Origin of the sequence: Acidovorax sp. BLS4 (assembly GCF_032929295.1) — a bacterium.
Lineage (GTDB): Bacteria > Pseudomonadota > Gammaproteobacteria > Burkholderiales > Burkholderiaceae_C > Paracidovorax.
Genome location: NZ_CP136797.1, coordinates 1,038,416 through 1,051,354 on the forward strand (window position 1 = coordinate 1,038,416; position 12,939 = coordinate 1,051,354).

The 12,939-nt window shown below is 70.8% G+C and carries 14 protein-coding genes; 8 read left to right on the forward strand and 6 right to left on the reverse strand.

The genetic code is table 11. The features are described 5' to 3' along the window. Positions 1 to 16: 16 nt before the first annotated feature. Positions 17 to 994, reverse strand: a complete 978-nt coding sequence (locus R1Z03_RS04850) for a 2-dehydropantoate 2-reductase (protein WP_284410538.1) — start codon at positions 992 to 994, stop codon at positions 17 to 19. A gap of 110 nt (positions 995 to 1,104) precedes the next feature. After that, complete coding sequence (locus tag R1Z03_RS04855; RefSeq protein WP_317357347.1) at positions 1,105 to 1,419, reverse strand: hypothetical protein; 315 nt, start codon at positions 1,417 to 1,419, stop codon at positions 1,105 to 1,107. 227 nt (positions 1,420 to 1,646) lie between these two features. On the opposite strand from R1Z03_RS04855, the gene radA reads away from it, so the two are divergent. The 7 genes from radA (at position 1,647) to R1Z03_RS04890 (ending at position 7,862) form a co-directional block, all read left to right on the forward strand. Beyond that, positions 1,647 to 3,026: a DNA repair protein RadA gene (radA, locus tag R1Z03_RS04860; RefSeq protein ID WP_284394641.1), complete on the forward strand. Its 1,380-nt coding sequence runs from the start codon at positions 1,647 to 1,649 to the stop codon at positions 3,024 to 3,026. 82 nt (positions 3,027 to 3,108) lie between these two features. After that, entirely contained in the window at positions 3,109 to 3,558 is a 450-nt protein-coding gene (locus R1Z03_RS04865; protein WP_272565926.1) for a glycerate kinase, read from the forward strand. 42 nt (positions 3,559 to 3,600) lie between these two features. Then, positions 3,601 to 4,539 carry a branched-chain amino acid transaminase gene (locus R1Z03_RS04870; protein ID WP_272565924.1) on the forward strand — a complete coding sequence of 313 codons (939 nt, stop codon included), beginning with the start codon at positions 3,601 to 3,603 and terminating at the stop codon, positions 4,537 to 4,539. Between the two features lie 5 nt (positions 4,540 to 4,544). Next, positions 4,545 to 4,751 carry a zinc-finger domain-containing protein gene (locus R1Z03_RS04875; protein ID WP_272549760.1) on the forward strand — a complete coding sequence of 69 codons (207 nt, stop codon included), beginning with the start codon at positions 4,545 to 4,547 and terminating at the stop codon, positions 4,749 to 4,751. A 3-nt stretch (positions 4,752 to 4,754) separates the two neighbouring features. Beyond that, entirely contained in the window at positions 4,755 to 5,555 is an 801-nt protein-coding gene (locus R1Z03_RS04880) for a glycosyltransferase family 2 protein (RefSeq protein WP_284405764.1), read from the forward strand. Further along, on the forward strand, positions 5,552 to 6,868 hold the full coding sequence (locus R1Z03_RS04885; RefSeq protein ID WP_317357354.1) for an O-antigen ligase family protein: 1,317 nt from the start codon (positions 5,552 to 5,554) through the stop codon (positions 6,866 to 6,868). Before R1Z03_RS04880 ends, R1Z03_RS04885 begins: the two co-directional genes overlap by 4 nt. A 19-nt stretch (positions 6,869 to 6,887) precedes the next feature. After that, complete coding sequence (locus tag R1Z03_RS04890; RefSeq protein ID WP_272565920.1) at positions 6,888 to 7,862, forward strand: glycosyltransferase; 975 nt, start codon at positions 6,888 to 6,890, stop codon at positions 7,860 to 7,862. 29 nt (positions 7,863 to 7,891) lie between these two features. On the opposite strand, the gene R1Z03_RS04895 is transcribed toward R1Z03_RS04890, so the two are convergent. The 4 genes from R1Z03_RS04895 to R1Z03_RS04910 all read right to left on the reverse strand — a co-directional run bounded on the left by R1Z03_RS04895 (position 7,892) and on the right by R1Z03_RS04910 (position 12,094). After that, complete coding sequence (locus R1Z03_RS04895; protein ID WP_284405767.1) at positions 7,892 to 8,407, reverse strand: hypothetical protein; 516 nt, start codon at positions 8,405 to 8,407, stop codon at positions 7,892 to 7,894. A 230-nt stretch (positions 8,408 to 8,637) separates the two neighbouring features. Beyond that, complete coding sequence (locus tag R1Z03_RS04900) at positions 8,638 to 9,858, reverse strand: ATP-binding protein (protein WP_317357357.1); 1,221 nt, start codon at positions 9,856 to 9,858, stop codon at positions 8,638 to 8,640. Positions 9,859 to 9,861: 3 nt separating this feature from the next. Further along, positions 9,862 to 10,578: a response regulator transcription factor gene (locus R1Z03_RS04905; RefSeq protein WP_272549751.1), complete on the reverse strand. Its 717-nt coding sequence runs from the start codon at positions 10,576 to 10,578 to the stop codon at positions 9,862 to 9,864. A 181-nt stretch (positions 10,579 to 10,759) separates the two neighbouring features. Beyond that, positions 10,760 to 12,094 (reverse strand): MFS transporter, encoded by a 1,335-nt coding sequence (locus R1Z03_RS04910; RefSeq protein ID WP_317357360.1) that lies wholly within the window; start codon positions 12,092 to 12,094, stop codon positions 10,760 to 10,762. Between the two features lie 108 nt (positions 12,095 to 12,202). On the opposite strand from R1Z03_RS04910, the gene R1Z03_RS04915 reads away from it, so the two are divergent. Continuing rightward, positions 12,203 to 12,874: a helix-turn-helix domain-containing protein gene (locus tag R1Z03_RS04915; protein WP_284430296.1), complete on the forward strand. Its 672-nt coding sequence runs from the start codon at positions 12,203 to 12,205 to the stop codon at positions 12,872 to 12,874. Positions 12,875 to 12,939 lie beyond the last annotated feature (65 nt).

Genomic DNA, 12,939 nt, shown 5'->3' on the forward strand with positions numbered 1-12,939 from the left:
TGCCCGTCCGTGCGTATCAGTGCAGGCCACGCACCCGCGCCATCAGCCGCACCAGGCCCAGCAGGGCGTCGGTGTGCGGCGTGGGCACGGCGGTGAGGCGGCCCAGCTCGTGCACCGCGCCCACCAGGGCGTCGATCTCCAGCGGCTTGCCGGCCTCCACGTCCTGCAGCATCGAGGTCTTGAACGCGCCCAGCTTGCGGGTGACGGCGTGGCGGTCTTCGGGCTGCTGGTCGATCGGCAGGCCCAGCCGTTCGCCGATGGCCTTGGCCTCGCGCATCACGTCGGAGATGAAGGTGCGCACCAGGTCGTCGTCGAGGATGCGGTCGGTGGTGGCGCCGGTGAGGGCGCTGATGGGGTTGACCGTCAGGTTCCCCCAGAGCTTGAACCACACGTCCTGCTGGATGCGGGAGGACACTTCGGCCTCGATGCCGCCGCGCCGCAGCGTGTCGGCCAGTGCCTGCAGCCGCGGCGTGGGCGCGCCGGCGGGCTCGCCCAGGATGAGCCGGTTGCCGAAGTGGTGGCGCACCACCCCGGGCGCATCGAGCGAGCAACTGGTGTGGACCACGCCGCCGATCACCTGGCCGGCCGGCACGGCACGCGCCATGGCCCCAGAAGGGTCTACGGACTGCAGCGCCTGGCCTTGTGCGGGGCCGCCGCAGCCGTCGAGGAACCACCACGGCACGCCGTTCATGGCCGTGAGCACCAGCGTGTGGGGGCCGATCAGCGGCGCGATGCGGGCGGACACGTCGGGCAGGGCCGGGGCCTTGACGGCCAGCACCACCAGGTCCTGCACGCCCAGGGCGGCCGGATCGTCGTGCGCGCGCACCGGCGTGGCGTGCACGGAACCATCGGGTTGAACGAGGCGCAGGCCCTGCGCATCGAGGGCCTGCCGCGTGGCGCCGCGCGCCACCATGGACACATCGCCGCCTGCTCGCGCCAGCGCCACGGCGAGCCAGCCGCCGATGGCGCCCGCGCCATAGATACATGCCTTCATCGAAACATCCGCCTCTGCAGGGACCGGCCGAACGGCCGCGAAGCGGTGGATGTTAAGCGCTCCCCGCGGCGTGCGCCGGGGGAGGCGGCAGGGGCGCGGTCAGCGCGCGATCACTTGGCGTCGCTGGCCGGCTCGGAGGCCGCGGTGGCCGGCGCCGGCGTGCTGCCGCCGAACACGGCGCCGCCGGCCGGGGCGGAGGAAGACGGGGTGGAGGACATGCCGGCGTCCGACGCAGGCGTGGCAGGGGCGGGGGTGGCGGGGGTCGTCGGCGCCGGGGTGGTGACGGGTGCGGTGTTGGTGGGCGTGTCGGCTGGCTTGTTGCGGTCGCAGGCGGTGAGCGCCAGGGCGGACACGACGATCAGCGGGGCGGCGGCGAGCCAGCGGCGGGAAGGGGTGGCCGAAGCGTTCATGCTGGTTGGGGTCATGGGTGGTATCTCCTTGAATGAATGGCGTGCGGCGGACTGCCGCTGGAATGGGCATGCTAGGCAGGCTCCAGCAGGCGCGAGGTAGGATAGGGTTGACATCGCAATTGCTTACTTTCAGGCCGCGCACCCCCGCTGGCGCCCGGCTTGGGGCCGCAGCGGGCCGGCCTGCCGCCGGGCATGCCGCCCCGCTGCGATCCCCCCTGCTGCCCCGTTTTCCGATCCCTGCCATGGCCAAAGAAAAAACCCTCTTCACCTGCTCCGAGTGCGGCGGCACCAGCCCGCGCTGGCTGGGCAAATGCCCGGCCTGCGGTGCCTGGAACACCCTGGTCGAAACCGTGGCCGAGGCCGGCCCGGGCAAGAACCGCCTCAGCGCGCCGCAGTTCTCGGGCCTGGCCCAGGCCCAGGCGGTGATGCCGCTGGCCGCCATCGAGGCGACCGACATCGCCCGCACGCCGAGCGGCATCGACGAGCTGGACCGGGTGCTGGGCGGGGGCATCGTGGAGGGCGGCGTGGTGCTGATCGGCGGCGACCCGGGCATCGGCAAGTCCACGCTGCTGCTGCAGGCGCTGGATGCGCTGCAGCGCGTGGGCCTGCCCACGCTGTACGTGACGGGCGAGGAAAGCGGCGCCCAGGTGGCGCTGCGCTCGCGCCGCCTGGGCCTGGACCACAGCCAGGTGAACGTGCTGGCCGAGATCCAGCTGGAAAAAATCCTCGCCACCATCGATGCCACCCAGCCGGCCGTGGCGGTGATCGACTCGATCCAGACGGTGTACTCCGACCAGCTCACGAGCGCCCCCGGGTCGGTGGCCCAGGTGCGCGAGTGCGCGGCGCACCTCACGCGGGCGGCCAAGGCCTCGGGCGTGACCATCATCCTCGTGGGCCACGTCACCAAGGAGGGGGCGCTCGCCGGCCCGCGCGTGCTGGAGCACATGGTCGATACGGTGCTGTACTTCGAAGGCGACACGCACAGCCAGTTCCGCCTGGTGCGCGCCATCAAGAACCGCTTCGGCGCGGTCAACGAGATCGGCGTGTTCGCCATGACGGAAAAGGGCCTCAAGGGCGTGACCAACCCGAGCGCCATCTTCCTGAGCCAGCACAGCGAGCCCGTGCCCGGCAGCTGCGTGCTGGTCACGCTGGAGGGCACGCGGCCCATGCTGGTGGAGATCCAGGCGCTGGTGGACGAGGGCGGCCCCAGTCCGCGCCGGCTGTCGGTGGGGCTGGACCGCGACCGCCTGGCCATGCTGCTGGCGGTGCTGCACCGGCATGCCGGCGTGGCCTGCATGGACCAGGACGTGTTCGTGAACGCCGTGGGCGGCGTGCGCATCAGCGAGCCCGCGGCCGACCTGGCGGTGATGCTGTCCATCACCTCCAGCCTGCGCGGCAAAGCACTCCCCCGCGGGTTCATCGCCTTCGGCGAAGTGGGCCTGGCCGGCGAGGTGCGCCCGGCCCCGCGCGGGCAGGAGCGGCTCAAGGAGGCGGCCAAGCTGGGCTTCAGCGTGGCCGTGGTGCCCAAGGCCAATGCGCCCAAGAAGCCCATCGAGGGCATCACCATCCATGCGGTGGAGCGGGTGGAGGAGGCGATGGAGGTGGTGCGCGGCATGGGCTGAAGGCGGCCCGCCGGGCGGCGATGCCGCGCCTACGCACCATCCACACCCGGCCCCGGCGGCCGCCATAGGACAATCTCGCCCCATGAATCTGCGCAACCTCTTCATTCCCGTCGGCATCGCGGTGCTGGTCTTCGCGGCCCACCGCTCCTATGGCTGGCAGGGCGTCATGGCGGTCGGGGGCGGGCTCGTGATGTGGGCGCTGCTGCATTTCACCCGGCTCATGAACGTCATGCGCAAGGCGGCCGACCGGCCCATCGGCCATGTGGGCAGCGCCGTCATGCTCAATGCCAAGCTGCGCAAGGGGGTCAATCTCATGCACGTGGTGGCCATGACGCGTTCGCTGGGCGAGCCGCTGTCGGCCGACGGCGAGGAGCCCGAGCGCTACCGCTGGACCGACGGCACGCAGTCGCACGTGACGTGCGAATTCCGGGCCGGCAAGCTGGTGGAATGGGCGCTCGTGCGGCCCGTGCCGCAGGAGGATGCGCCCCAGGCGCCGGCGGATGTGGCGGCCCCTGCCCGCGCAGACTCGTAAAATCGCGGGTTTTGCGACTTCCAGCAATTCCAAAGGAACCCCATGAGTCCCGTAGCTCCCTCGATGGCCGACCGTGACGGCAAGATATGGATGGACGGCCAGATGGTCGATTGGCGCGACGCCAAGATCCATGTGCTGACCCACACGCTGCACTACGGCTGCGGCGCCTTCGAAGGCGTGCGTGCCTACAAGACGGCCGACGGCACGGCGATCTTCCGCCTCGAGGAGCACACCGAGCGCCTGTTCAACAGCGCCAAGATCCTGCGCATGACCATTCCGTTCACCCGCGACGAGGTGAACGAGGCCCAGAAGGCCGTGGTGCGCGAGAACCAGCTCGAATCGTGCTACCTGCGCCCGCTGACCTGGATCGGCTCGCAGAAGCTGGGCGTGTCCCCCAAGGGCAACCAGATCCACCTGATGGTGGCGGCCTGGGCCTGGGGCGCCTACCTGGGCGAAGAGGGCATGAAGCGCGGCATCCGCGTCAAGACCAGCAGCTACACGCGCCACCACGTCAACATCACCATGACGCAGGCCAAGGCGGTGAGCAACTACACCAACTCGATCCTGGCCAACATGGAGGCCCTGGACGACGGCTACGACGAGGCCCTGCTGCTGGACGCCTCCGGCTTCGTGTCCGAGGGCGCGGGCGAGAACGTCTTCATCATCAAGAACGGCGTGGTGTACACGCCCGACCTGTCGGCCGGCGCGCTCAACGGCATCACGCGCAACACCATCGTCCACATCTGCAAGGACCTGGGCCTGGAGCTGGTGCAAAAGCGCATCACCCGCGACGAGGTGTACATCGCCGACGAGGCCTTCTTCACCGGCACCGCCGCCGAAGTGACGCCCATCCGCGAACTCGACCGCCTCGCCATCGGCAGCGGCTCGCGCGGCCCGATCACCGAAAAGATCCAGAGCGCCTTCTTCGACATCGTGAACGGCCGCAATCCCCAATACGCCCACTGGCTCACCAAGGTCTGAAGAACATGTCGCAAGCCATCGTCGAACTGGTCGCCAAAGACCTCAACCCCCAGGGCGGCGTCTTCTGCCCCAGCCCCAAGGCGGACATGAAGATCTGGAACACCCACCCCAAGGTGTACCTGGACGTCGCCCACACGGGCGAGGCCAAGTGCCCCTACTGCGGCACGGTGTACCGCCTGAAGGCGGGAGAACGCGTCCACTCCGGCCACTGATTGATGCCGGCTGAACGCGGCAGCGCGGCCCGCCCCACGCTCACGGTGGCGGTGCTGACGCTGAACGAGGGCCACCGCATCGAGGCCTGTCTGGCGAGCGCCTCGTTTGCCGACCAGATCGTGGTGGTGGACAGCGGCAGCACGGACGACACCGTGGCCGTGGCGCGGCGCCTGGGTGCCCAGGTGCATGTGTATCCCGACTGGCAGGGCTTTGCCGTGCAGCGCAACCGCCTGCTGGCGCATGCCACGGGCGACTACGTTTTCTTTCTCGACGCCGACGAGGTGATGGGCCCCGACTTCCGCGAGGAGCTGCAGGCCATCGTGCGCTCGGGCGAGCGCGCGGTGTGGAAGATCCGCTGGCGCATGGTGGCCTTCGGCCACGAATTGCGCTACCTGCGCACCACCTCGACCGTGGAGCGCCTGTTCCGGCGCGACATGCTGCGCGAGTACGTGGGAGTGGTCCACGAGGAGGCCGTGCTCACCGAGCCCGGCGTGCCGCGCCACGTGATGCGCGCGCGGCTGCTGCACCACTCGCGCGAGACCGTGCGCGGCAGCCTGGAAAAGCTCACGCAGTACGCCATGCTGGGCGCCGCCAAGCGCGCGGCGGCCGGCAAGCGCGGCGGCGTGGGGCGCGGGCTGGCCTCGGGCGCGAGCATGTTCGTGCGGCTGTACGTGCTGCGGCTCGGTTTCCTGTGCGGCGGTGCCGGTTTCCTTTACTGCCTGTTCGTGGCCCTGGAAGCGTTCTTCCGGTATGCCGCGCTGGAGTACGACAGCGACCGCCTGAGCGAGAGCGTGCGCCGGTGAAACCTTCGGATGTCTTCGCACGCCTGTCCGGCGTGGCGGCTTTCATGGTGCCCGGCCTGGCCCTGTGGCTGCGCTCGGGCTATTCGTGGGGCGCGGTGGTCCTGCTGCTGTGCAGCCTGGCCACGGCCGGCGTGTGGCTGCGCCGGCCCCCGGGCCGCGAGGCCTGGTGGCTGTTCGCCTCCATCGTCGCCATGGGCTTCGTGTGGGCCCTCGATTTCGACCCGGCCCAGGGCGGCTGGTCCAACCTGGACCGGCCGTCCAAGTACCTGCTGGCACTGCCCTGCCTTTTCTACCTGCTGGCCTACCCGCCGCGTGCGGTCTGGCTGTGGTGGGGCCTCGCCGTGGGGGCGTGCGGCGCGGGGCTCATCGGCATCTACCAGACCGGCGTGCTGCACCTGCTGCGCGCCAACGGCTACACCAATGCGATCCAGTTCGGCGGCCTGAGCCTGCTGCTGGGCCTGATGTGTTCGGCGGCCCTGCTCGTGCAGTGGGGCCGCTGGGCACCCTGGCAGCGCGTGGGCTGGGTGGTGTGCATCCTGCTGGGCTTCGAGGGCTCGCTGCTGTCGGAGTCGCGCGGGGGCTGGCTCGTGCTGCCGCTGGCGCTGCCCGTGTGCGCGTGGCTGCAGGCCCGCTGCGGCCAGCGCCGGCTGGCGATGGTCGGGGCGGCGCTGATCCTGGCCGGCATGGCGGGCCTCATGGCGCTCAAGGCGCACGACGTGCGCTCCCGCGTGGACGAGGCGCGCCAGGAGATCACCCAGTACGAATCCAAGGGCGATGCGGCCAGCTCGGTCGGGCAGCGGCTCGCGCACTGGAAACTGGCCTGGTCCATGGGCCTGGACCGGCCGCTCACCGGCTGGGGCCGCTACGGTTACGAGGCCGAGAAGCAGCGGCGCGTGGCCGCGGGGCAGGCCCATCCGTTCGTGCTGCGGTTCAGCCATGCGCACAACGAGGTGCTGGACATCTTCGCCAAGCGCGGCCTGCCCGGCGTGGCGGTGCTGCTGATGTTCTATGCGGTGCCGCTCGCGCTTTTCTGGCCGACGCGCCGGCGCGTCTGCCGGACCACGGAGCACGGCACCATGGACCCCCAGGTGCTGTGCCTGCGCATGGTGGGCGTGCTGCTGCCCATCGCCTACATTGGCTTCGGGCTCACGCAGGTGTTCCTGGGCCACAACAGCGGCACCATGTTCTACCTGTTCATGTGCATGCTGGTGCTGGCCATCCTGCAGGGCCGCGAGCGCGATGCGCTGCGGCGGCGGGCGGCGCCGGCCGCCGTGCCGCAGGGCCCCAGCCGGCCCGCCGCTGCCTCCTCCTGACCGCCAAGAAGGTTTCGCCATGCACGTGCTGCTCGTCAACAACTCCCCGATCCCGGTCTACGGCTATGGCGGCACCGAGCGCGTCATCTGGGACCTGGGCCAGATGCTGGTGCGCCTGGGTCACCGCGTGAGCTACCTGGTGCCCGAGGGCTCCACCTGCGACTTCGGCGCGGTGCTGCCCATCCGGCCCGATGCGCCGTGGGATTCGCAGATTCCCGCCGACGTGGACATCACGCACTTCCAGTTCAACCCCCGCACCGAGATCGGCACGCCCTACCTGGTCACCGAGCACGGCAATGCCCGAAAGCCCAAGCCGCTGCCGCGAAACACCGTGTTCCTCTCGCGCGACCATGCGGCGCGCTACGGCTCCACCGAGTTCGTCTACAACGGCCTGCAGTGGGAGAGCTACGGCGCCGTGGACTTCGCCCGGCCCCGCGACCACTACCACTTCCTGGGCAAGGCCGCGTGGCGCGTGAAGAACGTGAGCGGCGCCATCCGCGTGGCCCAACTGGCGGGGGTGGAGCTGGACGTGCTGGGCGGCGACCGCATCAATTTCCGCCGGGGCTTCCGGTGGACGCTGTCGCGCCGCATCCATTTCTTTGGCATGGTGGGCGGCGCGCAGAAGACCGAGCGGCTCAACGCCTCGCGCGGGCTGATCTTTCCGGTGCGCTGGCACGAGCCCTTCGGCCTGGCCGTCATCGAGAGCCTGTACTTCGGCTGCCCCGTGTTCTCGACGCCCTACGGCGCGCTGCCGGAACTGGTGCCCGCCGAATGCGGCGTGCTGGCGGACAACGCCAGTGCCCTGGCCGAGGCGGTGCGCGCCAACCGCTTCGACCCCCGCGCCTGCCACGACCATGCCGTGCGCCACTTCGGCGCCGAGCGCATGGCGCGCGACTACCTGCGCATGTACGAGCGTGTGCTGGCGGGTGAGACGCTCAATGCCCAGGCGCCCGTGATCCAGGGCGAGGCCCGCTCGCTCGCCTGGCGCAACTGAGCCGGGGCGGGCGCGGCGCCGCGCTGCGCTCAGACCGCCGCGTGAACCGTGAACCCCATCGGCACCGGGCCGAAGTCCTGGATCACCTTCAGTCCCAGCGACCGGGCGGCCTTGGCGGTGGTGATGCAGCCGTCCGTGCGGCCGTGCCGGCATTCCACGGCGGCCTGCGCATTGCTGTTGACGAAGCACAGCTCCGTGCCGGGGGGCGCCAGCTGCTGCGGCGCGGGATGGGTCGAGATGGTGCGGGGCGCCTCGCCCGTGCGCGATGCCAGGATCATGTTGAAAGTGGGCATCACGAAGACATCCACCATCTGGAAGCGGTTCAGGTTGGAGAACACGAGCTTGTGCAGGTCGGGATACGCCACGCACCCCAGCACCGCGATGGCCGGGTCGTCATGGAGCGACTCCGCGGCGATCTCGAAGGTGGGGTGCAGGTGCACGGTGCCTTTGCGGCCGTTGCGCCGGAACCATTCGTGGGCTGCGGCTTCGCAGTTGGTGCCGGCCGGCCCGAGGGTGTGGATGACCCGGATGTCTTTGACTGCCATGGTGGAACGGGGTGGATCGGTGAGCAAAGTGGACCCCTCGGTCGTATATTCCGTTGGGCGGAATGCAGGATAAGGGAAACCGCCTTCCGAAGCCACCTGGATCCCGGGGCCAAGCCGCAGAACGAACGAAACAGATGTGACCATGCGCAACAGCGGGCGCATTCGCGTGATGGCGTCCCCGGGGGGTATGCCGACGCTCGCGTGGCGCGTGCCGCGCCCTCGCAGGGAGGTCAGACGCTCGCCAACGGCAGGCTGAGCACGAAGCAGGCGCCGCTCTCGCCATCGGGGCGGTCCTCGCAGCGCACCGTGCCGCCCGAGCGTTCCGCGATGGACCGCACCAGCGCGAGCCCCAGGCCCACGCCGCCGGCGCGCTCGCTGGCGCCGGGCAGCCGGTAGAAGGGCTCGAAGATGCGCTCGCGCTGGGCCGGCGGCACGCCGGGGCCCTGGTCGCACACGCGCACTTCGGCGTGGGTGCCGGTGCGCTGCAGCCCCACCGTGATGTCGCCCTGGCTGTAGCGGCGGGCGTTTTCCAGCAGGTTGCGCAGGGCGCGGCGCAGCAGCTTGGCCACGCCGTTCACCTCCAGGCCGTCCGCACTGGCGGCGCCGGCTTCCAGCTCGGCATCCACCCGCACGCACTCCTCGGCCGCCAGGCCCAGCAGGTCCACCAGTTCGATGGTGCCCATGTCCGCCTCGCGCGCGTCCAGGCGGCTGGCGAGCAGGATCTCGTCCACCAGCTGGTCCAGCTCGGCGATGTTGCGCAGGATCTCGTCGCGGAACGCCGGGGACGGGGCCGAGCCCTGCATCAGTTCCAGCCCCATGCGGATGCGCGTGAGCGGCGAGCGCAGCTCGTGCGAGGCATTGGCCAGCAGCGACTTGTGGGATTTGACGAGCGTCTCGATGCGCGCGGCCGCGGCGTTGAACTGGCGCGCCAGATCGGCCACTTCGTCATGCCCGGTCTCGGCCACGCGCACGGACAGATCGCCTTCGCCGAAGCGCTGCACGCCGCGCTGCAAGGTCTCCAGCCGCTGCAGCAGCCGCCGGATGATGGGGAACACGCCCACGGCCACGGCCACGCCGACGAGGCCCAGCATCCAGAGGAAGCCGAACGGCGGGCGCGTCCAGAACGCCACCTCGCCGCGCCGGTCGGGGCCAGGCGGCTTCGGGCGCGGCGCCATCTGCAGCGAGAACACCTCGCCGCCTTCGGCCTCCACCCGGAACTCCAGCCCCTCGGCCGGCCCGTTCGGGATGCGCGTGGCCAGCCCGCGCAGCACCGGCTCGCCGCGCCCGTTGATCAGCACCATCTCGCGGGCGGGCGGGGTGGGTGGCGTCTGCGCGTTCTGGTCCGAGGCGATGCGCCAGGCCCATCCCACGGCCAGGGTGAGCACGGCCACGCCCACCACCACGGCCAGCCAGATGCGCAGATAGAGGCGCCGGGAAAACGGGTTGGACATGGGTCAGTCTTGCTGCTTGGCGAACACATAGCCCACGCCGCGCACCGTGAGGATGCGGCGGGGGTTCTTGGCGTCCTGCTCGATCGCGGCGCGGATGCGGCCCATGTGCACGTCGATGGAGCGGTCGAAGGCTTCCAGCTCGCGGCCGCGCACGGCCTCCATGATCTGGTCGCGCGTGAGCACGCGGCCCGCGCGTTCGGCCAGCGCCACCAGCAGGTCGAACTGGTAGGAGGTGAGCTCGGCCGCCTGGCCGCTCACGGTGACGGTGCGCGCGTCGCGGTCGATCTCCAGCGAGCCGAAGCGCAGCACCTGCGCGGCGGGCGTGCCGCCGTCGGTGCGCCGGCGCAGGATGGCGCGGATGCGGGCGAGCAGCTCGCGCGGCTCGAACGGCTTGGGCAGGTAGTCGTCGGCGCCCAGCTCCAGGCCGATGATGCGGTCCATCGGGTCGCCCTTGGCGGTCAGCATGAGCACCGGCACCTGCGCCGCCGGCCCCTGCAGCGAGCGGATGCGGCGGCACACTTCGAGCCCGTCCATGTCCGGCAGCATGAGGTCCAGGATCACCAGGTCGGGCAGGGGCCCCGCATCGCCCCCCTGCAGGCGCGCCATGCCGCTCTTGCCATCGGCCATGTGCGTCACTTCCAGGCCCGACTGGCCGAGGTATTCCCCCACCATCTGGGCGAGGCGGAAGTCGTCTTCGATCATCAACAGTTGAGAGCTCATGGCGGGTGTCCTTGGGGGAGGCTTCATCGTCGCGCCGGGGGGCGTCGTTGCGTTGAAGTCCCCGTAAAGTTAGGTAAACCAGGGGCATGCCCCCAGCCAGGGCCATTTTGCGGCCGCGCAGGCCGGGCCGGCGTGGCGTGCTCCATTTGCTACTGAATTGATAGCTTCGACGGCATGAAAATCAACGGCGTGGGGGCATTTCGATCCTGGACGCCAGCGCCACCAGCACCAGCACCGGCAGTCCCAGCAGCGCCGTTCCCACGAAAAACTCGGTGTAGCCGAAGGCGTCCACGAAGCGCCCCGAAAAGCCCGCGATCCACTTGGGCGCCAGCAGCATCATGGAGCTGAACAGCGCGTACTGCGTGGCCGAATACTGCACGTTGGTGAGGCTGGACAGGTAGGCGATGAACGCCGCCGACGCGATGCCCCCCGCCAGATTGTCGGCCGACACCACGAAGACCAGCCCCGTCACGTCGTGCCCGCGCAGGCCCAGCCAGGCGAACAGCAGGTTGCTGCAGGCGCTGAGCACCGCGCCCAGCATCAGCACGCGCATCACGCCCAGGCGCATGGACAGCACGCCGCCCACGAAGGCGCCGGCCAGCGTCATCAGCACACCGAACACCTTGGTGACCGCGGCGACCTCATCCTTGGTGTAGCCCATGTCCACGTAGAACGGGTTGGCCATGATGCCCATCACCACGTCGCTGATGCGGTACACGGCGATGAGCGCCAGGATCAGCGCCGCCTGCCAGCGGTAGCGCCCGATGAAGTCCGCGAACGGATCGACCAGCGCGCCGCGCAGCCACTCGGCCGGGTTGCGCGCGGGCGGCAGCGGGCGCGGCACGGGCTCGCGCGACAGCAGCACGGTCGCGGTGCCCACCAGCATCGAGGCGGCCATCGTCAGGTAGGCGGCCTGCCAGGCACCGTGCTGGTAGCCGGCGAGGCCGGGCAGTTCGGCGCGCGCGGCCACCCACAGCACGCCCGCGCCGGCCCAGATCATCGCCAGGCGGTAGCCCGTCTGGTAGGTGGCGGCCAGCGCCGCCTGGCGGTCGGCGTCGGCCGATTCGATGCGGAAGGCGTCCAGCGCGATGTCCTGCGTGGCCGAGCCGAACGCCACGGCCAGCGCGCACCACACCAGTGGTTCGAGCGCCATGCGCGGGTCGTTGAACGCCATGCCGACGAGGCCCGCCATCACCATCGCCTGCGACACCACCAGCCAGCCGCGCCGGCGCCCCAGCCAGCGCGTGAGCAGCGGCAGCGGCATGCGGTCCACCAGTGGCGCCCACACCCACTTGAACGCGTAGGCCAGGCCCACCCAGCTCAGGTAGCCGATGGTGGTGCGGTCCAGGCCCGCCTCGCGCAGCCAGAACGACAGCGTGCCCAGCACCAGCAGCAGCGGCAGCCCGGCGGAGAACCCCAGCGCCAGCATGCGCAGGCTGGCCGGTTCGAGGTAGACGAGCCAGGCCTCGCGCCAGCTGCGGCGGGGGGCGGTGGCGGGGGCGTGGTCTGGGGGCATCGGAAGGGGTGGGCGGGTCGGGCCGGGTAGGGGGATCGCAGGGATTATCCGCACCCCTTCCCCGGGGCGCGTCGGCCGCGCGCGCGACGTGCCGCTACGATGCGCGCCATGGGCCCTGCCGCCGTCCTCCATCCCACCTGCTCGGTGCGCTGCTACAGCGGCGAACACGCCGCGCATGCGCACGGCCACGCACAGGTGCTCTACGCGCTGCACGGGCGCATGGAGCTGGAGGTGGCGGGCCGCGCCGCCTTCGTGGACACCACCTGCGGCATGGTCATTCCGGCCGGCACGGCGCACGCGTTCCTGGCCCCGCCCGGCGCGCGGATGTTCGTGATCGACGCGCCCGACCAGCCCGGCGTCGCGCGCGTGCGGCGCTTCGCCATCGCGCCCGAGCACCGGGCCTTCGCCGCCAGCGACGATGCCGCGCTGCGGCTCGCCCAGATCCTGCAGGCCCCGCGCGTGCTCGCGCGCCGCGCCATCGCCCCGGAGCGGCTGGAGCGCGCCGTGCGCGCCGCCCTGCACGAGGACTGGCCCACGGTGCGCATGGCGGCCCTGTGTTTCCTGAGCCCGCAGCGCTTTCATGCCCGCTGGCTGGCGCTGACCGGCCGCACGCCCCAGGCGTGGCTGCGCGGCGAGCGCCTGGACATGGCCGCTCGCGAGCTGGCGAACGGCCTGCCGCTGGACACCGTGGCCCTGCGCACCGGCTACGCGAGCGCGAGCGCCCTGGCCTATGCGCTGCGCCGCGACCGGGGCACCGGTGCACGCGCCCTGCGCGCCTGAAACCGATTGCTATTATTTTTTATAGCTATATGCCCTAGTGATCATTGCACTGGAGGCCGATGGGG

Excerpts from the sequence above, each read along its gene's own strand:
- R1Z03_RS04850 (WP_284410538.1), bottom strand. The coding sequence starts at position 994 with ATGAAGGCATGTATCTATGGCGCGGGCGCCATCGGCGGCTGGCTCGCC.
- R1Z03_RS04855 (WP_317357347.1), bottom strand. The coding sequence starts at position 1,419 with ATGACCCCAACCAGCATGAACGCTTCGGCCACCCCTTCCCGCCGCTGG.
- radA (WP_284394641.1), top strand. The coding sequence starts at position 1,647 with ATGGCCAAAGAAAAAACCCTCTTCACCTGCTCCGAGTGCGGCGGCACC.
- R1Z03_RS04865 (WP_272565926.1), top strand. The coding sequence starts at position 3,109 with ATGAATCTGCGCAACCTCTTCATTCCCGTCGGCATCGCGGTGCTGGTC.
- R1Z03_RS04870 (WP_272565924.1), top strand. The coding sequence starts at position 3,601 with ATGAGTCCCGTAGCTCCCTCGATGGCCGACCGTGACGGCAAGATATGG.
- R1Z03_RS04875 (WP_272549760.1), top strand. The coding sequence starts at position 4,545 with ATGTCGCAAGCCATCGTCGAACTGGTCGCCAAAGACCTCAACCCCCAG.
- R1Z03_RS04880 (WP_284405764.1), top strand. The coding sequence starts at position 4,755 with ATGCCGGCTGAACGCGGCAGCGCGGCCCGCCCCACGCTCACGGTGGCG.
- R1Z03_RS04890 (WP_272565920.1), top strand. The coding sequence starts at position 6,888 with ATGCACGTGCTGCTCGTCAACAACTCCCCGATCCCGGTCTACGGCTAT.
- R1Z03_RS04895 (WP_284405767.1), bottom strand. The coding sequence starts at position 8,407 with ATGGCAGTCAAAGACATCCGGGTCATCCACACCCTCGGGCCGGCCGGC.
- R1Z03_RS04900 (WP_317357357.1), bottom strand. The coding sequence starts at position 9,858 with ATGTCCAACCCGTTTTCCCGGCGCCTCTATCTGCGCATCTGGCTGGCC.
- R1Z03_RS04905 (WP_272549751.1), bottom strand. The coding sequence starts at position 10,578 with ATGAGCTCTCAACTGTTGATGATCGAAGACGACTTCCGCCTCGCCCAG.
- R1Z03_RS04910 (WP_317357360.1), bottom strand. The coding sequence starts at position 12,094 with ATGCCCCCAGACCACGCCCCCGCCACCGCCCCCCGCCGCAGCTGGCGC.
- R1Z03_RS04915 (WP_284430296.1), top strand. The coding sequence starts at position 12,203 with ATGGGCCCTGCCGCCGTCCTCCATCCCACCTGCTCGGTGCGCTGCTAC.